Origin of the sequence: Pseudomonas sp. NFACC32-1, from assembly GCF_900101215.1 — a bacterium.
Lineage (GTDB): Bacteria > Pseudomonadota > Gammaproteobacteria > Pseudomonadales > Pseudomonadaceae > Aquipseudomonas.
Genome location: NZ_FMUL01000002.1, coordinates 362,512 through 379,634 on the forward strand (window position 1 = coordinate 362,512; position 17,123 = coordinate 379,634).

General features: G+C 62.8%; 18 protein-coding genes and 1 pseudogene. 7 read left to right on the forward strand and 12 right to left on the reverse strand.

Translation table 11 applies throughout. The annotated features are described in order from the left end of the window. Positions 1-40: 40 nt before the first annotated feature. Positions 41-628, forward strand: coding sequence for a penicillin-binding protein activator LpoB (gene lpoB, locus BLP99_RS05530; protein ID WP_072430935.1), 588 nt, complete (start codon positions 41-43; stop codon positions 626-628). A 3-nt stretch (positions 629-631) separates the two neighbouring features. Continuing rightward, positions 632-1,375 (forward strand): hypothetical protein, encoded by a 744-nt coding sequence (locus BLP99_RS05535; protein WP_053148498.1) that lies wholly within the window; start codon positions 632-634, stop codon positions 1,373-1,375. Positions 1,376-1,434: 59 nt separating this feature from the next. On the opposite strand, the gene rhtB is transcribed toward BLP99_RS05535, so the two are convergent. The 3 genes from rhtB to BLP99_RS05550 form a co-directional block, all read right to left on the reverse strand. Next, on the reverse strand, positions 1,435-2,067 hold the full coding sequence (rhtB, locus tag BLP99_RS05540; protein ID WP_092179899.1) for a homoserine/homoserine lactone efflux protein: 633 nt from the start codon (positions 2,065-2,067) through the stop codon (positions 1,435-1,437). Between the two features lie 100 nt (positions 2,068-2,167). Continuing rightward, positions 2,168-2,749 carry a mechanosensitive ion channel family protein gene (locus BLP99_RS05545; protein ID WP_072390531.1) on the reverse strand — a complete coding sequence of 194 codons (582 nt, stop codon included), beginning with the start codon at positions 2,747-2,749 and terminating at the stop codon, positions 2,168-2,170. Then, positions 2,749-4,659, reverse strand: a complete 1,911-nt coding sequence (locus BLP99_RS05550) for an ATP-binding cassette domain-containing protein (protein WP_072390534.1) — start codon at positions 4,657-4,659, stop codon at positions 2,749-2,751. Before BLP99_RS05550 ends, BLP99_RS05545 begins: the two co-directional genes overlap by 1 nt. Positions 4,660-4,709: 50 nt before the next feature. On the opposite strand from BLP99_RS05550, the gene BLP99_RS05555 reads away from it, so the two are divergent. Beyond that, entirely contained in the window at positions 4,710-5,174 is a 465-nt protein-coding gene (locus BLP99_RS05555) for a TIGR02444 family protein (RefSeq protein ID WP_072430937.1), read from the forward strand. On the opposite strand, the gene BLP99_RS05560 is transcribed toward BLP99_RS05555, so the two are convergent. Continuing rightward, positions 5,171-6,259 (reverse strand): AlgP family protein, encoded by a 1,089-nt coding sequence (locus BLP99_RS05560; protein ID WP_092179901.1) that lies wholly within the window; start codon positions 6,257-6,259, stop codon positions 5,171-5,173. The genes BLP99_RS05555 and BLP99_RS05560 overlap by 4 nt on opposite strands. 193 nt (positions 6,260-6,452) lie before the next feature. Here BLP99_RS05560 and BLP99_RS05565 point away from each other — a divergent pair, with 193 nt between their 5' ends. Then, a complete protein-coding gene (locus BLP99_RS05565; protein ID WP_072430939.1) occupies positions 6,453-7,118 on the forward strand; it encodes an FKBP-type peptidyl-prolyl cis-trans isomerase in 666 nt (221 codons plus the stop codon). A 57-nt stretch (positions 7,119-7,175) separates the two neighbouring features. On the opposite strand, the gene BLP99_RS05570 is transcribed toward BLP99_RS05565, so the two are convergent. From BLP99_RS05570 to BLP99_RS05600, 7 genes and pseudogenes are all read right to left on the reverse strand, one after another. After that, positions 7,176-7,634 (reverse strand): Rsd/AlgQ family anti-sigma factor, encoded by a 459-nt coding sequence (locus BLP99_RS05570; RefSeq protein WP_072390546.1) that lies wholly within the window; start codon positions 7,632-7,634, stop codon positions 7,176-7,178. Positions 7,635-7,808: 174 nt separating this feature from the next. Then, positions 7,809-8,351: a disulfide bond formation protein B gene (locus BLP99_RS05580; RefSeq protein WP_072390552.1), complete on the reverse strand. Its 543-nt coding sequence runs from the start codon at positions 8,349-8,351 to the stop codon at positions 7,809-7,811. Between the two features lie 242 nt (positions 8,352-8,593). Beyond that, the gene (locus BLP99_RS05585; protein WP_072390555.1) at positions 8,594-9,838 is read right to left on the reverse strand and encodes a heme biosynthesis HemY N-terminal domain-containing protein; all 1,245 of its coding nucleotides are present in this window, start codon (positions 9,836-9,838) and stop codon (positions 8,594-8,596) included. Next, complete coding sequence (locus BLP99_RS26590) at positions 9,835-10,968, reverse strand: uroporphyrinogen-III C-methyltransferase (RefSeq protein ID WP_256327665.1); 1,134 nt, start codon at positions 10,966-10,968, stop codon at positions 9,835-9,837. The genes BLP99_RS05585 and BLP99_RS26590 overlap by 4 nt, the downstream gene beginning before the upstream one ends. A gap of 36 nt (positions 10,969-11,004) precedes the next feature. Continuing rightward, positions 11,005-11,751 (reverse strand): annotated as a pseudogene (locus tag BLP99_RS26595) (uroporphyrinogen-III synthase); the annotation flags it as partial. Next, positions 11,748-12,689, reverse strand: coding sequence for a hydroxymethylbilane synthase (gene hemC, locus BLP99_RS05595; protein WP_072390561.1), 942 nt, complete (start codon positions 12,687-12,689; stop codon positions 11,748-11,750). The gene hemC and the pseudogene BLP99_RS26595, both read right to left, overlap by 4 nt. A 136-nt stretch (positions 12,690-12,825) precedes the next feature. Further along, entirely contained in the window at positions 12,826-13,572 is a 747-nt protein-coding gene (locus BLP99_RS05600; protein ID WP_072390564.1) for a LytR/AlgR family response regulator transcription factor, read from the reverse strand. A 462-nt stretch (positions 13,573-14,034) separates the two neighbouring features. Here BLP99_RS05600 and argH point away from each other — a divergent pair, with 462 nt between their 5' ends. Next, the gene (gene argH, locus BLP99_RS05610) at positions 14,035-15,429 is read left to right on the forward strand and encodes an argininosuccinate lyase (protein WP_072390570.1); all 1,395 of its coding nucleotides are present in this window, start codon (positions 14,035-14,037) and stop codon (positions 15,427-15,429) included. A gap of 125 nt (positions 15,430-15,554) precedes the next feature. Here the strand turns inward: argH and BLP99_RS05615 are convergent, their stop codons facing one another. Beyond that, complete coding sequence (locus BLP99_RS05615; protein WP_072458538.1) at positions 15,555-16,214, reverse strand: glutathione S-transferase family protein; 660 nt, start codon at positions 16,212-16,214, stop codon at positions 15,555-15,557. A 123-nt stretch (positions 16,215-16,337) separates the two neighbouring features. Between BLP99_RS05615 and BLP99_RS05620 the strand changes: the two genes are divergently transcribed. Beyond that, the gene (locus tag BLP99_RS05620) at positions 16,338-16,622 is read left to right on the forward strand and encodes a hypothetical protein (RefSeq protein ID WP_072390577.1); all 285 of its coding nucleotides are present in this window, start codon (positions 16,338-16,340) and stop codon (positions 16,620-16,622) included. Positions 16,623-16,771: 149 nt separating this feature from the next. Beyond that, positions 16,772-17,020, forward strand: a complete 249-nt coding sequence (locus BLP99_RS05625) for a TIGR02647 family protein (RefSeq protein WP_072390580.1) — start codon at positions 16,772-16,774, stop codon at positions 17,018-17,020. Positions 17,021-17,123: the final 103 nt, after the last annotated feature.

Genomic DNA, 17,123 nt, shown 5'->3' on the forward strand with positions numbered 1-17,123 from the left:
AGTGACGCGTTATCCCTTTTTCAGCTTTCGAGAGCCCTACATGTTCGTACGCATTTCATCCCTCGCCCTCGCCGCCCTGCTGGTCAGCGGCTGCGCCAATAACTCCCCGGTGCTGGGCAACAAGAACATCACCTACGGTGACACCAAGGCCGTGGAAACCGTGACCAACGAGTTCGGCTCCACCGACCTGCAGATGATCGCCGAGTCCATGACCCGCTCCCTGGCCCAGTCCGGAGTCCTGCAGGGTCGCCCTGTGGTCCAGGTCTATGACGTGAAGAACAAGACCAGCGAGTACATCGACACCCGCGAAATCACCACCAGCATCAAGACCCAGCTGATGAAGACCGGCGCGGCGCGTTTCGCCAGCGACAACAACGCCATGGACAGCCAGGTCGACCAGCTCAAGCTGCAGAACCAGAGCGGCCTGTACAAGAAGAGCACCGTGGCCAAGACCGGCAACATGATCGCCGCCAAGTACCGTCTCGAAGGTTCCATCAGCTCCATCGTCAAGCGCAGCAGCGACTACAAGGACGTCTTCTACAAATTCAGCCTGCAACTGATCGACGTCGAAAGCGGTCTGGCCGAGTGGATGGACGAGAAAGAAATCCGCAAGACCACGGAGCGCTAAGCCATGCGCACATGGATAGGCATCATGGCCCTGGCCTGTGCGTTCGGCGCGCAGGCGGCCCCGAAAGTCGCCGTCACCGACCTGGCGTACCAGGAGCGGGTGGAGGAATACATCCATACGGTGTCGGCCCAGAGCAACTTCCAGGCGGGCGCCTATAGCGCCAGCGCATCGTCGAGCTACGACGAGATGGAAGCCACCAGCAGCTACATCGAGCAGGGCGAACTGCGCAAATTCACCGGTGACATCAAGGGCGAGATCCTGCGCAGCGGGATGTTCCAGCTGGTGCAGGGCACGCCCTACACCGCGTCGTCCAAAGGCGATGTCTATGACGTGATCAAGCGCATCAAGGCCGGCCATTTCAAGGGCGCCGACTACGTGCTCTTCGGCACCGTGTCGGACATCGACTTCACCCGCGACGTCAACGAACTGGCCAACACCGACAGCTACTCGGCGGTGCTCGCCCTGACCCTGGTGGCCGACTTCAGCCTGATCAACACCAGGACCTTCGAGATCACCTCGGCGTTCACCGCCATGGGTGAAGGCCAGGACACCAAGCTGTTGAACCACCGGGACGTGCGCATCAGCCTGAATCGCCCACGGGTCGTGCGCGAGGTGTCCAAGGCGCTGGGCGAAGATGTGGCGCGGCAGATGAGCGAACAGCTCGGTGGCCCGAGCTACCAGCAACCCGGCGAGCCGGTGCAGCGCAATAACCTGCCCCGGGATAGCGCGCCGGTGATCCTGCGCTGAAGGTTCAGCGATCCCCTGTGGCGAGGGTATTTATCCCCTCGCCACAGGTTTCGTTCGCTTTACACCGCAGCCCTGCGAATCGTCGCCAGCAAGCCCGCCGCGCCGATGAACAATCCGGCAAAGGTCCGGTTCATCCGCCGTTGCTGCTTGGGCGTACGCAACAGGCGCAAGACCTTCGACGCCAGCCCGGTGTAGCCGGCCATGACGACAAGGTCGACACAGATCATGGTCACGCCCAGGATCAGGTACTGCTTGACCAGGGGTGCGTGGGGGTCGATGAACTGCGGCAGTACCGCCAGCATGAACACCAGGGCCTTGGGGTTGCTGATGTTGACCAGCAAACCGCGGAACACCAGCGCCATGGGTTTGCCGATAGGCCGTACGGCCGCATCGTCACTGATATCGCCAGGAATGGCGCGCCACTGCTTGACGCCCAGGTAAACCAGGTAGGCGACGCCAAACCATTTGATGGCATAGAACGCCGTGGCCGACGCGGTGAGGATCGCGCCGACACCCGCGGCGACGATCACGATCTGCAGCGCCAGGCCCAGTTGCAGGCCCAGGGCATTCCAGTAACCGCGCCAGAAACCATATTGCAGGCCGCTGGACATCGATGCGATGGCACCGGCGCCCGGCGACAGGCTGATCACCCAGCAAGCGGCGAAAAACGCCAGCCATGTTTCCAGCAGCATTGCACACCTCGGCCAAGATTCGTCGAAACGAATAAGCTAATGCTCCGCCGCGCGCTTGACCACCGTTATTTTTCAAGACCGGCGCCCCGCCAGGGGTGGGTCACTCGATCAGGCCACCCACCGGAAACGCCTCGCTACCGCGCCAGCGACGGACCGAGCGCTGGAAGAACAGGCTGTTCGGCACCTGGATCATGGAACTGCCGGTGCCGAGCTCCTCGGGCTCGATCAGAGTGGTGTAAAGCAGGTTGATCGCCACCACCCGGCCCTTGATACCGGGCTTGTCGGTGGCTTCCACCAGCTCGACCACATCCCCCAGGCGAAACGGACCGACGGTGTAGATCAAGACGGCGCACAGCAGGTTGGACAGCACGCTCCAGATGGCGAAGAACGCCACCGCCGCCACGGCGACAAACCCCGACAACGCGGTCCACAGCACCGTGGCGGAGACACCCAGGCGTTCGAGCACCACGAGCATCGCGCTGCCCATGATCAACCAGCGCAGCACGCCGCGCAGGATGATCACCAGTTGCGGTGGAATGGGGTAGCGCTCGCCAAGGCCGGTGAGGGCTCGCGCCACGAAACGCTGTGCGATGTAGCCGGCCAGCAGGATCAGCAGCACCTGTACACCGAGCCAGATCGGCTCGATCCACATCACGGGGATGGGCACGGTCAACGCTTCCATCAGGACAGTGCCTCCAGCTCCGCCTGCAGGGTTTCCAGCAACTCCAGGGCTTGCATCCACGCCTCCTCAAGTTCCGCTTCACGAATCTTCAACCGGGCCTGTTCGGCCAACAGATCGCGCAACTCATCCTTGCGCGCCGCTTCGTAGAGACCACTGTCGCCCAGGCTGGTTTCGATCTTCTGCAGTTTTTCGTGCACCTTGCCCAGCTCGGCCTCCAGCTTATCGGCCTCGCGCTTATGGGGCGCCAACTGTTGACGCAGCGCCGCCGCGGCCTGGCGCTGGGCTTTCTTGTCAGTCTTGTCCGGGTTCACCGGCGTGGTGCTGACCGGCGCGTTGCGCTGGCGGTATTCCACCAGCCAGCGCGCGTAGTCTTCCAGGTCGCCGTCGAATTCCTCGACCTTGCCGTCGGCCACCAGGAAGAAATTGTCCGTGGTGCTCTTGAGCAGATGCCGATCGTGGGACACCACCAACACAGCCCCGCTGAATTCCTGCAACGCCATGGTCAGGGCCAGGCGCATCTCCAGGTCCAGGTGGTTGGTCGGTTCGTCGAGCAACAGCAGGTTCGGCCGTCCCCAGGCGATCAAGGCCAATGCCAGGCGGGCCTTTTCGCCACCGGAGAAATTGAGTACCGGTTCGTCGATGCGAGCACCGCGGAAGTCGAAGCCGCCGAGGAAGTCGCGCAACGTCTGCTCGCGCTCGGTCGGCGCCAGACGCTGCAAATGCAGCAACGGGCTGGCCTTGGCGTCGAGGGAATCCAACTGATGCTGGGCGAAGTAGCCCACCACGGTGTTCTCGCCACGGGTCAGGCGTCCGGCCAGGGGCTCGAGCTCACCGGAGAGGTTCTTGATCAGGGTCGATTTACCGGCACCGTTGGGGCCCAGCAGGCCGATGCGCGCACCGGGGGTCAACTGCAGCCTGACCTTCTCCAGCACGGTCTTGTCGCCGTAACCCAGTCGAGCATCCGACAGGTCGATCAGTGGGCTGGAAATCTTGGTCGACTCGCGAAAGACGAAGTCGAACGGCGAATCGACGTGGGCCGCGGACAGCTCTTCCATCCGCTCCAGTGCCTTGATCCGGCTCTGGGCCTGCCGGGCCTTGGTGGCCTGTGCCTTGAAGCGTGCGATGTAGCTTTCCATGTGCGCACGTTGCGCCTGTTGTTTCTCGTAGGCCTGCTGTTGCTGGGCCAGGCGCTCGGCACGGGCGCGCTCGAAAGCGGTGTAGCCGCCGCGATACAGCACAAGCTTGCGCTGGTCGACATGGGCCACGTGATCCACCACGGCATCGAGGAAATCACGGTCGTGGGAAATCAGCAGCAGCGTGCCCGGATAACTCTTGAGCCAGTCTTCGAGCCAGATGATGGCGTCGAGGTCCAGGTGGTTGGTCGGCTCATCGAGCAGCAAAAGATCCGAGGGGCACATCAAGGCCTGGGCCAGGTTCAGGCGCATCCGCCAGCCACCGGAGAAATCGCCGACCTGGCGGTCCATCTGTTCATTGGTGAAGCCCAGGCCTGCCAGCAATTTACGCGCACGGGCGTCGGCGGTATAGCCGTCGGCGGTGTCGAGCTCCGAATGCAGGCGAGCCAGCGCGGCACCGTCGTGAGCCGCTTCGGCGGCTGCCAGATCCCGCTGGACCTGACGAAGGCGCACGTCGCCGTCGAGCACATAGTCCACCGCCAGGCGTTCGAGGGTGTCGACCTCCTGGCGCATATGGGCGATACGCCAGTCGGCGGGCAGCGAGCAATCACCGGAGTCCGGATGCAACTCACCGCGCAGCAGGGCGAACAGGCTGGATTTGCCGGCACCGTTGGCGCCGATAAGGCCGGCTTTGTGGCCGGCGTGCAGGGTCAGCTCGGCGTCTTCTAGCAGACGTTGCGGGCCACGCTGTAAAGTCAGGTTCTGAAGTCGGATCATAATGGCGGCGGAGTCTACCAGCTTCGCTCGCAACTGGCGCGAGTAGCACGATGTCCCCTGACCTGTGGAGTTTTTCCCTCGACCTGTACGCCAGGCCCGGCGTAGAGCAGGCTTGCCTGACGCTGCAAGACAGCGGCGCCAATGTCTGCCTGCTGCTTTGCGGCCTGTGGCTGGCAGAACGCGGCGTGACCTGCGATGAACGAAGGCTGGAGCAGCTTCGGCAATTGACCGAAACCTGGGACATGGAGGTCGTCCAGCCGTTACGCACCCTTCGCACCCAATGGAAAGTCCGCGCGCTTGATGACACTGCGCTCGATGAATTGCGCGAGCAGGTCAAGCAGCTGGAACTCGAGGCCGAGCGAAAGTTGCTGGAGCGATTGCAAGTCGCGACCGGGGAATGGCCTGGAGGGCCCCCCTTAGATTCAGCGCTGTGGCTGCAAGAAATAGTGGCGAGTATCGCCCAACCGAACCGCGACGCGCTGCATCAGCTGCGCGTCGCGGCATCCGGCCGTTAGGAGGCGCTGGTTGGGGTGCTGGTGCCCGACGTCGTGGTGACGCTCGGGTTCAGCGCCGGAGCCGGCGTGCTGGCGGTTGGTGCGGGTGTCGAGGATGGAGCTGGAGCGGCTGTCGCTGGCTTGGCTGCGGTAGGCGTCGCCGGTTTGGCGGCGGCTGGCTTTTTCACAGCCGGTTTCGCCGCAGGCTTGGCGACGGTCTTGGTCGCGGCGGGCTTGGCAGCAGCAGGTTTGGCTGCGGTCTTGGCAGGCGCCTTGGCAGCGGCCGGCTTGGCCGAAGCAGGTTTTGCAGCTGCTGTTTTGGTTGCCGCTGGCTTGGCTGCCGTTTTCGCGGCGACTGGTTTCGCAGCGACTTTTGCAGCAGGCTTGGCCGCGGCGGTTTTCGATGTTGCAGGTTTGGCGGCAGCGGGTTTGGCGACAGGCTTGGCAGCGGACGGTTTGGCTGCTGCAGGTTTGGCAGCAGGCGCTTTCGCGACCGGCTTGGCGGCAGCCTTGACGGCTGGTTTCTTCGCTGCGGGCTTGGCTGCGCTGGCAGCGACCGGCTTGGTCGCCGCAGGCTTGGCAGCCGGTTTGCTCGCCGCTTTGGCAGGCGCCTTCACGGCAGGTTTGGCTGCCACTCTGGCCGGTGTTTTTGCTGCGGCAGGTTTAGCGGCAGGCTTCTTGGCCGATACAGCGACAGGCTTGGCGGCGCGAAGCGTCAGCGCTTTGCCGGCGGCTTCCTGTACACGACCAACGCCTTGAGCCAGCTTCAGGCTTTCCTGGGCATCGCGTTTGAGTTGCAGGATGTAGGCGCGGGTTTCGGACTGACGATCCTTCAAGGCATCGAGCAGGCTCTCGAGTTCTTTCACTGCGTCTTTCGCCTTGGCTTGAGCCTTGGCCTTGCCGGCGGTTGCCGCCTCTTGCAACTTGGTGCGTGACTTGTGCAGTTTTTCCTGAGCCTTGCCGCGTTGTTTTTCCAGTTTGGCGAGCAGTTTTTCAGCATCAGCCAGGGCTTGGGAGCAGGCATTTTCCAAATGCTCGAGCAGGCTGCCCGACAGTTGTTGGAGCAAGTGCAACGGAGTGTTTACTGGCTTCTTGGGGGCCGACATGGTTTACCTCCTGACTGACGTGAGTGCGGCTCATACTAGACCTCTGCTGCAACCGCCGCTAGGGCATGTTGACAGTACACGGGACGTTGCGTTGCAAGGGACGAAAAATCTTCTGTGTCATTGCCAGAGCCACCCATGTCCATCGATACCAGCGCTGGCATAATTCCTCGATTCGAGGCCGGAGAAAGTACACATGTGGCGTCACCTGTTTTTATGTCTGTGCATGGTTTGCTCCATGGTCCAGGCCACCGAGAAAGCCGGCACGAACGATGACCGCGACCTGGCCTACAGCCTGGGCGCGAGCCTGGGAGAACGATTGCGCCAGGACGTACCGGACCTGCAGATCCAGGCGCTGGTGGAAGGTTTGAAACAGGCCTACCAGGGCAAGCCCCTGGCCCTCAGTGACGAGCGTATCGAACAGCTCCTGGCCGAACACCAGGCGCGACTGACCGCGCAGTCGACGACACCGCAGGTCGAAGTAGCGCTGAAGACGGAACAGAAATTTCTCGCTGAAGAAAGGAGCCGCCCTGGCGTGCAGCAGTTGGCGGACGGCATCCTGCTGACCGAACTCAAGCCAGGCCATGGCACGAAAGCCGGCCCCCATGGCAGGGTCCAGGTGTTGTATACGGGTCGACTGCCTGACGGCACCGTCTTCGACTCCAACCGCCAGGCGCAATGGTTCAGCCTCGACAGCGTGATCGATGGCTGGCGCAGCGCGTTGCCGCAGATGCCGGTGGGCGCGAAGTGGCGATTGGTGATTCCTTCGACACAGGCCTACGGCGCCGAAGGTGCCGGGGATGTGATCCCCCCCTTCACGCCGCTGGTGTTCGAGATCGAACTGCTGGGCGCAACGACCTGAAGCCCGGCAATAAAAAACGGTGCGCAATGCGCACCGTTTTTCATTGCCTCAAATCCTTCAAGCCTGGACCGCGGCCTCTTCCTTGTGGGCGTTGTGCAGCACTTCGATCAGGCAGTCCTCCAGCTCGAAACGCTCATGCAACAAGCCACCCAGTTCCTTGAATTTTTCCGCCACGCACTTGCCTTCATCACAGAGGTCGTTGAAGGCCAGCAGCTTTTCGGTGATGACATCGATACGTGGATAGATCTGTTCGGCGAGTTCCAGGCCACGCTTGTCGTTGAAGGCCTTGGCTTCGCTCGTCAATTGCTCGTAGATCTCGAAATGACCGGCAGAGACGTAGTCGACCAGCACACCGCAGAATTCCTGCAACGGCTTGCGGCTCTCTCCCAGCGCTTCAGGCTTGTCGCCGAGAGCATCATAGGCCCGAACCAGTTCGTGACGCTCCTGCAACCAGCGGTCGATCAGCAGATGCACTCCACCCCAGCGTTCCTGAGCATTCTGACAACTTTCGAGCATGGCGATTTCTTCCCTTGTGAGTCATGCCCCTCGCAGCCTGCATACGCCTGATGATTCATGGCAAGCCGGACACAACTTGATCGAGCGGCATAATTCCAATGATACGTGCGGGCCAGATTATGCCCGCACGACAGCTGCTTCAAGGTACGCAGGAGATAAAGTTCATACAAGTGTTTAATCCACAGCACGGACCAACTGCGACGTCTTGCCGCCCAGTGGTCGGATCAGCGCGTTCCAGACAAGGCGAAGCAGCAGGTAGGTCATGGCGATGGACACGGCGAGAAAAAACAGCAGGCTCCATTCGGGAACGCTCAAGTCGAACAACGTCCAGGTGACGCTCGCGCAATCGACCGCGCCGTCGATGACGCGATGCACAGCGCTCCACCATGAGCCCGCTCCCTCCATGCGGGTGAAGCAATCGGGCAACGGCTCGACCGAATGACTTTGTACCAGGACCTGGCGCCAGGCCAATGTCATCGCTCCCGACACCAGGATCAGCCCCACGCCCCCGTAGACGATGCTGCCCTTGTGGCCCGGGCCGTGCACACAGGCCGCCAGGCAGTTCCCCAGGAACAGCAGCAGGCACAACCGCTGCAGGACACACAGGCTGCACGGTGTCAGGCCGACCGCATATTCCAGGTAGCTGGCGATGCCCAGGGCCAGGGCCGCAGCGATGGAAGCCATGAAAAACAAGAAGCGTGAGCAGGCCAAAGACATGGCGGTTCCGTAACAGAAGAGACAGGTAGTTACGGTAGAGGAAAGCCCTCGGGCCTTTCAAGGCGGGCCCGCGCAGACACTTCACCAGGGGTGTAGGGAATTCCCGACAGACACTCGAGGATTCAGCGCGATCCCCTGTAGGACTTTCCCCAGGACATCATCCGAGCCTTGAACCGGACCATTATCGGCGGTCGAATCATTGGCGATGCCAAGACGAACCGCCGACACTGTTGATCGCGGCATCAGCCAGGCAAGGCCTGGGACGCCGGAAGCGGCGCGGCGAGCAGACGCTCGTCCAGCAAGCCCAGGCCTTCCTGGAACAGCTGGTTGCTGCGCTCGGCATCCCCCAGTTGCGCCAGCAGGCGCGCCAGTTCGGCACAGGCTTCCGGGTTGCGCTGGATCCGCAGGCTGCTTTCGAGGTAATCCCTTGCCTTGCCCCACAAGCTGTTCTGCAGACACAGGCGTCCCAATGTCAGCAGCAGGCTGGAGTCGGCCGGATGATCCTTGAGCCAGCCTTCGGCCGCCTGCAATTGCCGGATCGGATCGTTCCCACGGACCAGCCCGTACAGGCGTGCCAGGTGGCTGTCGTAGTGACGCTTGAGCGCCGTGCGCAACACCTCCTCGGCCTCGCCCTGGGCACCCAGTTGGCGCAGTTGTTCGGCGTAGGCCAATACCAGCGCCGACTCCTGGCGCTGTGCGGCGGTCAGTTGCTGCCAGGCACGGTTGAGCGATTGCAGGCCGACGCTACCGTCTTCGTCACGGTGGGCCGCCAGGGACAGGTTTTCCCCCCAGGCCCGACGCTCCAGCTCCGCCAATTCCGCCGGCGGCAGGACCTTGTCCTTGCGCAGTTCCGGCAACAGGCGAACCACCGCCGACCAATCCCCGCGCTGTTGATGCAGGCGCTGCAACTGGCGCAGGGTCTGGGCGTTATGAGGATGGCGATCGTGCATGGCTTGCAGGGTGACCAAGGCTCCGTCGGTATCGCCCCGGTCCATCTGCAACTGGGCGTGAGTCAATGCAATGGCCAGCTCCGCCTGGGGCTGTCGCTCCAGGGCCCGCTCCAGCAGGCTGTCGCTCTGCTCGTAAAGACCTTGTTCATTGGCCGCGCGAGCCGCGCCGAGGTAGTAGAGCAAGGGTTGACGCTCGGCTTCGGCGGCACGATGCAGATGCCGCTGGGCGCTGGCCCAGCGACCTTCGGCCAGATCCAGTTGGCCATGCTCGATCGCCACTTGTACGCGACGACTGCGATTGCGCCGCGACCAGGGATTGACCACCCCGCCGGACGTGGTCACCAATCCGAGCAAGGCCCTCAGGCCCCACCAGAGCAGCCAGAGCAACACCACCAATGCCAGGGTGACCCACAGGCCAGCCTCGTACCGGAAGTTCTTGTACGCCACCAGCACGTAACCCGAATGCTCGCTGATCGCGACGCCCAGCAAGGCGGCGACAGCGATGACCACGAACAGAATCACGTAGAGACGTTTCATGGCGTGGCCCCCTGCTCGCCAGGCTTGGCCAGCGGCTTGACCGACTCTTCGGCGTTCAGGTTGCGACGCTCCAGGTAAGCCTGGACGCTGCTCAGGGCACTCGTCAGGTCCGGTGTGACCACCGTGACCGGTTGCCGGGCCAGCTCAACCACGCGCTCGAGCATGATCCTGCTTTGCGGGTTGTCCTGGTTGAAGTTGTTCTTGAGTACATCGCGGGCCTCGGTCAGCGCCTGGGTGTAGACCGGCGCCTGGCCATTGAGGGCGGCCCACTGCGCCTGTTCCAGGGCGAGGCTCAAGGCCAGGCGCACCTGCATCAGGCTCTGCCCCGCCAGGAGCGGACGGACGTTCTCGTCGGCATTGAAATCGATGCGGATATAGCGCGAGATCTGATCCCACCACTGGGCCCAGCGGCTGGCGCCATCGCCATCGGCGGTCAGGCCCAGCAGCGACTCGCCGCGATCCTTGTATTCAGGTGCCAGTTCCGAGAGTTGCAGCACCTGCTCACGCAGGGCGCCCAGTTGCAGGAACAGCCCGGTCCGGTCCGGCTGTTCGGTGCTGCGCAACGCCGCGAGGGTCTTGGCCAATTGTTCCCGGGCAGCGAACGAGCCCGGGTCATTCTGCTCGCGCAGGATGTCGTCGGCGCCCTGGACCAGCGCCTGGGCACTGGTGATGTCCTGCAAGGCGGAAAGACGCAGGCTGGCCAGGCGCAGCAGGTGCTCGGCCTCGGCCAGACGCCAATCCTTGCGGCTGGCGCCCAGTACCGTCTCCAGGCGCTGGTTCAGATGCTGCTGGTCACTTTGCAACTGGGCGACCAGGCGCCGCCGCTCCTCCAGCTCCTCGGCGGCGGGCAACTGGGCGAGGCGATCAGTGAGGCGCTGCTCGTTGAGCTTGAGATTCTGCGCCTGGTCATTCAGCGCCTGGACCTGGGCGGCCTGCTGTTGGTTGTTGGCCTGCAGGTGCCGCACCTGCCAGACGCCCCAGCCACCCACGGCCACGCCAGCGGCCCCCAGCAGCAACGCAACAATGGCCAACCCGTTGCCGCGACGCGGCGCCGCTGGGGCCGGGGTTTCAACCGGCGCATCGATCGCAGGCCGGTCTTGATCTTCTTTTGGCAAGGCTGTTTCGCTCACGTGTCCATCCTTTGCATTAGAAAACGGCACGGCTTGTTCCCGTAACGCCGCCAGCAAAGCCGCGGCATTGGCGCCACGGCAATCCACAACTGTTCGGGCCCCGGCGGCACGCGCCATCTCGGCAACCCTTGGGCTTGGAACAAACAATGGCAGCCGCGCCAGGGCGGGCCACGCTGAGCCGGCCAGTCGGTGCAGATGCTCGAAACTCTGCCCACTGCTGACCATCAGCGCGTTCAGGCGTTCCGCTTGCACCTTCGCCGGCAATTCACCTTCGCGGTACCGTGGCAGGGTGCGCCGGTACAACTCCAGATAGTCGACACTAGCACCTTGCTCACGCAAACGCTCAGCCAGCAAACCGCGTCCACCCTCGCCACGCACGATCAACACTCGTGGCTCGGGCCCGGTGAGAGCCTGACGCAAGGCGGGAAGTTCAAGCAAGGCTTCGCTGTCGTCGCCATTGTCCGGGTAGAACACGCACAGGCCGGCATCGGCGAGGATCTGCCCGGTGGCGGCGCCCACGCTGAACCACGGCAGCGCCGGTGGTTCGGGCCAGTGCTGACGCAATTGCTCCACGCACAAGCGGGCTGCGGGCTTGCTGGCCACGATCACGGCACAGTACTGGTCCAGGCGCTGGAGAATCGCCCGTGCGGAATCGACGATGGGAAGCGGCTCGATATCCAGCAGCGGCAGGCTGCTGGTGAATATACCGGCATCGGCCAGTACGGCCGCCAGGGCCGACGACTCATCCGCCGGCCGGGTCAACAGCAGCCGCCAGCCCGTCACGCGTGGCCGGCCTCGCCGTAGACTTTCCTGAGGATGTCGTCGGCGCCCTGGCTCAGCAGGTCTTCGGCCACACGCACGCCCAGGGCTTCGGCGTCGGCGCGCGGCGCGCGGCCTTCGGCGCCCAGCAGTTGGCCGCCATTCGGATCGCCCACCAGGCCGCGCAGCCAGACCTGCTCGCCTTCGAGCACGGCATAACAGGCGATGGGAACCTGGCAGCCACCATTGAGGTGTTTGTTGAGGGCACGCTCGGCGAATACCCGGGTGGCGGTGTCGTCGTGGTGCAGAGGCGCGAGCAAGGCATGGATTTCGCTGTCGGCGCTGCGACACTCGATGCCCACCGCGCCTTGTCCGCCGGCGGGCAGACTGTCGTCGACGCTGATGGCCGAGGTGATGCGGTCTTCGAAGCCAAGGCGGATCAGGCCGGCGGCGGCCAGGATGATCGCGTCGTACTCACCGGCATCGAGCTTGGCCAAGCGCGTATTGACATTGCCGCGCAGGAAGCGGATCTGCAGGTCCGGACGACGGCTCAGCAACTGCGCCTGGCGACGCAGGCTGGAGGTGCCGACCACGCTCCCGGCAGGCAAGGCATCAAGGCTGGCGAAGGTGTTGGAGACAAACGCATCCCGCGGATCTTCGCGCTCGCAGATGCAGAACAGACCCAGGCCTTGCGGGAAATCCATGGGCACGTCTTTCATCGAATGCACGGCGATGTCGGCTTCGTTGTCCAAAAGCGCGGTTTCCAGTTCCTTGACGAACAGGCCTTTGCCGCCGATTTTCGACAGCGGCGAATCCAGCAGCTTGTCACCGCGGCTGACCATGGGCACCAGGGTCACGATCAGGCCGGGATGGGCCGCTTCCAGGCGGGCTTTGACGTATTCGGCCTGCCAGAGGGCCAGGGCGCTTTTACGGGTGGCGATGCGGATCTCGCGAGGGGACATGGATCAATCCGTACTTAAAAGATACGGCGAATAATAACAGCTCAGCCAAATACGCTTTGACTTGAATCACGACCCCGGGGCCTCCCTGCCCGTCAATATCCTGGAAAGGGAGCGCATGGACGCTCCGCAGTGGCGGTTAAAGCTGTTGCATCATCTTGCGCACGCCAGCCACGTGCCGCCGGCTGACGATCAGGGCATCGCCATTGAGGCCCTTGAGGAACAGTTGGAAATGCCCCAGTGGGGTCCGTTGCAGACGCTCGATACGCTCGCGTGCCACGAGGGCGTTGCGGTGGATGCGTACGAACCGCTCGCCGAACTCGTCTTCGAGGGCCTTGAGTGGCTCGTCCAGCAGGACTTCGCCGCTCTCATGGCGCAAGGTCACGTATTTATGGTCGGCAATGAAATAGACCACCTGATTGAGCGGAATCAGTTCGATACCCTTGCGGGTACGCGCGCTGATGTGACTGCGCGGACCGCTGCCGCTTTCGGCTGCAGGGCGGGTCAATGCCGCCAGTTGCGCCCGGTTGGGCCGCTCGGCCTTGCGCAAGGCGTCGAGCAACGCCTCGGAGGCCACTGGCTTGACCAGGTAGCCCACGGCACCGGCCTGCAACACATCGGGGGGAAAGTCGTCCCGTGTGGTGCAGAACACCACCGCGGGCGGCGACTCTCGCTCGCACAGCTTCGCCGCGACCTGCAAGCCATCCAGGCCAGGCATGCGGATGTCGAGCAGCACGATATCCGGCTTGTGGCTGTCGATAAGGGCCAACGCCTCTTCGCCATTGGTGGCGCTCGGCTCCAGGACACTGTAACCCTCGAGCTCGCCAACCATTCGGCTCAGGCGCTCGCGGGCCAGGGGTTCGTCATCAACGATCAGGACATTCATATTGCGCTGGATTCCTGCGTGAGTCTCGCACAAGGATAGCGTAGACAGGGGAAGTGACATCCGTCACCGCGATCCACGCTAAGACTCGTTCGAGGGCCAAAAAGTGCCGCGAGGCGGTTGCCTATCTTTACCAGCGCTTGCCGACCGATGCTCGGGGCCCGTTGTCGCACGGCGTCGCCGTAAGGGTTATCAAGACTCGATCCGATCAATATGAGCACCTCCGCGTCTGGGTTCGTCCGATGCACCATGGATTAAAAATCCGACGTCCTATCGTCCACTGTAGACGGTTGCCGGGATGATATTGCTCAATCGGAAAATATCGTTGTGCAAACCCTCCGTCGAAAGCCGGGGCCGCCACCGAAAAAACCTGCCGGGCAGTGCCAGCGCCAGCCCCGGTAACCCTGCTATCATCCGCCGCAGCCTTTACCGCTACTTTTTCCACAGCCGATCACGAGCGAATTCATGAGCACTGACAAGACCAATCAGTCCTGGGGCGGCCGCTTCAGTGAACCCGTCGACGCCTTCGTCGCCCGCTTCACCGCCTCCGTCAACTTCGACCAGCGCCTGTATCGCCACGACATCATGGGCTCGATCGCCCACGCCACCATGCTGGCCAAGGTCGGCGTACTGACCGATGCCGAGCGCGACAGCATCATCGATGGCCTGAAGACCATCCAGGGCGAGATCGAGGCCGGCCAGTTCGACTGGCGCGTCGATCTCGAAGACGTGCACATGAACATCGAGGCACGCCTGACCGACCGCATCGGCGTGACCGGCAAGAAGCTGCACACCGGCCGCAGCCGCAACGACCAGGTTGCCACCGACATTCGCCTGTGGCTGCGCGATGAAATCGACCTGATCCTGGGCGAAATCACGCGCCTGCAAAAAGGCCTGCTGGAACAGGCCGAGCGCGAGGCCGAGAGCATCATGCCGGGCTTCACGCACCTGCAAACCGCTCAACCTGTAACGTTTGGGCATCACATGCTGGCCTGGTTCGAAATGCTCAGCCGCGACTACGAGCGCCTGGTGGACTGCCGCAAGCGCACCAACCGCATGCCCCTGGGCAGCGCCGCGCTGGCCGGCACCACCTACCCGATCGATCGTGAATACACCGCGCAGTTGCTGGGCTTCGACGCCGTGGGCGGCAACTCGCTGGATAACGTCTCGGACCGCGATTTCGCCATCGAATTCTGTTCCGCAGCCAGCATCGCGATGATGCACCTGTCCCGGTTCTCCGAAGAGCTGGTGCTGTGGACCAGCGCGCAATTCCAGTTCATCGACCTGCCCGATCGCTTCTGCACCGGCAGCTCGATCATGCCGCAAAAGAAAAACCCCGACGTGCCGGAACTGGTACGGGGCAAGAGCGGCCGGGTATTCGGCGCACTGATGGGCCTGTTGACCCTGATGAAGGGTCAGCCGCTGGCCTACAACAAGGACAACCAGGAAGACAAGGAGCCGCTGTTCGACGCCGCCGACACCTTGCGCGACTCGCTGCGAGCCTTCGCCGACATGATCCCGGCCATCAAGCCCAAGCACGCAGTGATGCGCGAAGCAGCCTTGCGCGGCTTCTCCACCGCCACCGACCTGGCCGACTACCTGGTGCGCCGTGGCCTGCCGTTCCGTGATTGCCATGAGATTGTCGGCCATGCCGTGAAATACGGCGTGGACACCGGCAAGGACCTGGCGGAAATGAGCCTGGATGAACTGCGCCAGTTCAGCGACCAGATCGAGCAGGACGTGTTTGCCGTGCTGACCCTCGAAGGCTCGGTCAATGCCCGTGACCACATCGGCGGCACCGCGCCGGCCCAGGTCAAGGCAGCGGTTGTGCGGGGCCAGGCGTTGCTCGCCAGCCGCTGAAAGCCAGAAGCATCGCGAGCTCGCTCCCACGACGGATCTTTGGTGAACACCCCTAGTGAACATCCAGAGATTCAAACGCGGGAGCGAGCCTGCTCGTGATAGCCGGCTTCAACTCACCGAAAAGCTCACTTCTTGGCGGCGATCATCGCTAAAAACGTCGGCATCGCTGCTTCCTTGTCTGCCGCAATCCTTTGTACGTTCGGGTTCTGCTCCAGATGCTCCATCAGCGCCTTGGCTGCCGGCACGTCGGCCAACAGATCGATATCGAACAGCTTCCTGCCCACCTGTAACGCCAGCGAGACACTGTAGAGAAAGTACAGATCGGCAAGGCTCATGCTGTCACCCGCCACATAGGGTGCGAACTTGCCGTGGCGGCCGAGCGTGGCGAACCCCAGCAGCAGTTCGGTCCTGGTCTTTTCCTTGATGGCGTCGGGCAACGTCATGCCGAAAAATGCCTCGGCGTAACACGCCCGCCCCGGCAGCTCGATGTACAACTCGATTTCCCTGCACAGGGCCAGCACCTGGGCACGGGCGTACGGGTCTTCGGGCAGCAGGGGCTTGCCTGGCTGGGTTTGCTCGATGTACTCGAGGATCACGCTGGTTTCATTGATGAAGCCCTGGTCGGTCTTCAGTACAGGAACTTTGCCCCGGGGGCTGATGGCCAGGGTTTCGGGAGCCTGGTTGCCATAGAACGGCACCTCTGCGAAGGGCAGGCCCTTCTCCAGCAGCGCCAGCTTCACCATGTTGTAGTAGTTACTGACAGAGAAACCATAAAGCTCAAGCATTGCAAGCCTCCAGGCCGTGCGGGGTTGGCAGCCTTGCGTTATAGACGGTCGGGGCACTTCCCGCCAGGCCCATCAGCCTGGCGAATAGGGGTAGACTGGCGGCCTTTCTCAAAGGAGCCTGCCATGAGCGAGCCAACCGACATCGACAACGACGAAGAAGAGTTCGTCGAAACGACGCTGATCGAAGCCATCGAAAACCAGATCGAAAGCGACAACCCGCCCGCCGCCAAGGCAACCTTCAACAAACTGACCCTGGTCGGGTACGAACGGGAAGAAATCCTGAACCTCATGGCCCATGTGCTGGCCCATGAGATCGACGCCATGCTCGAACAGGATCGCCCGTTCGATGCCCAGTGGTACGAAACCGCGTTGCGTGCCCTGCCCGAGCTGCCACCGGAAAAGCAATGAGCCCCAGGCGCACGGCTCTTGTGCCTGGCAGAACAGCGGTGTTGCGTCACTCGAAACCAAAAAGCACGACACTGGTACTGGACAGTTCGCCAGAGTGCGCTCAACTTAAGGGCGCTGTCGTCCAAATTCCTAGAAAGTCTGGAGTCCTTATGTCGCTTACCCCTGAGCTGGTTGCCGAACTGGAAATCCTTGCACTCTTCAACCTGGACAGTTCCCAGGAAGGCCTGAAAATCCATCAGACCGCTGCCCCTTCTGCCATCGCCGCCGCCAAACGCCTTTACGAAAAAGACCTGATCACCCAGTCCGACGGCGGTTACCTGACCAGCCTGGGCCGGGATGCCGCCGAGCACGTGCAAGGCCTGTTGACCATTCTCAACGTCGTATCGCAAGCCGCCTGACCTTCCTGTCGCCCACGGAAATCCCTGCGCCGGGGTTTCCGCAGGCGCACTGCGCCCCCTGTAGAAATTCCGGCGTCAAAAATCATATTTCAGCTTAAGAATT

Coding starts and splice junctions, on each gene's coding strand:
- BLP99_RS05585 (WP_072390555.1), bottom strand. CDS start 9,838: ATGAAACGTCTCTACGTGATTCTGTTCGTGGTCATCGCTGTCGCCGCC.
- BLP99_RS05550 (WP_072390534.1), bottom strand. CDS start 4,659: ATGATCCGACTTCAGAACCTGACTTTACAGCGTGGCCCGCAACGTCTG.
- lpoB (WP_072430935.1), top strand. CDS start 41: ATGTTCGTACGCATTTCATCCCTCGCCCTCGCCGCCCTGCTGGTCAGC.
- BLP99_RS05565 (WP_072430939.1), top strand. CDS start 6,453: ATGTGGCGTCACCTGTTTTTATGTCTGTGCATGGTTTGCTCCATGGTC.
- BLP99_RS05600 (WP_072390564.1), bottom strand. CDS start 13,572: ATGAATGTCCTGATCGTTGATGACGAACCCCTGGCCCGCGAGCGCCTG.
- rhtB (WP_092179899.1), bottom strand. CDS start 2,067: ATGCTGCTGGAAACATGGCTGGCGTTTTTCGCCGCTTGCTGGGTGATC.
- BLP99_RS05560 (WP_092179901.1), bottom strand. CDS start 6,259: ATGTCGGCCCCCAAGAAGCCAGTAAACACTCCGTTGCACTTGCTCCAA.
- BLP99_RS05545 (WP_072390531.1), bottom strand. CDS start 2,749: ATGGAAGCGTTGACCGTGCCCATCCCCGTGATGTGGATCGAGCCGATC.
- BLP99_RS05615 (WP_072458538.1), bottom strand. CDS start 16,214: ATGCTTGAGCTTTATGGTTTCTCTGTCAGTAACTACTACAACATGGTG.
- BLP99_RS05580 (WP_072390552.1), bottom strand. CDS start 8,351: ATGTCTTTGGCCTGCTCACGCTTCTTGTTTTTCATGGCTTCCATCGCT.
- BLP99_RS05625 (WP_072390580.1), top strand. CDS start 16,772: ATGTCGCTTACCCCTGAGCTGGTTGCCGAACTGGAAATCCTTGCACTC.
- hemC (WP_072390561.1), bottom strand. CDS start 12,689: ATGTCCCCTCGCGAGATCCGCATCGCCACCCGTAAAAGCGCCCTGGCC.
- BLP99_RS05535 (WP_053148498.1), top strand. CDS start 632: ATGCGCACATGGATAGGCATCATGGCCCTGGCCTGTGCGTTCGGCGCG.
- BLP99_RS05555 (WP_072430937.1), top strand. CDS start 4,710: ATGTCCCCTGACCTGTGGAGTTTTTCCCTCGACCTGTACGCCAGGCCC.
- BLP99_RS05620 (WP_072390577.1), top strand. CDS start 16,338: ATGAGCGAGCCAACCGACATCGACAACGACGAAGAAGAGTTCGTCGAA.
- BLP99_RS05570 (WP_072390546.1), bottom strand. CDS start 7,634: ATGCTCGAAAGTTGTCAGAATGCTCAGGAACGCTGGGGTGGAGTGCAT.
- argH (WP_072390570.1), top strand. CDS start 14,035: ATGAGCACTGACAAGACCAATCAGTCCTGGGGCGGCCGCTTCAGTGAA.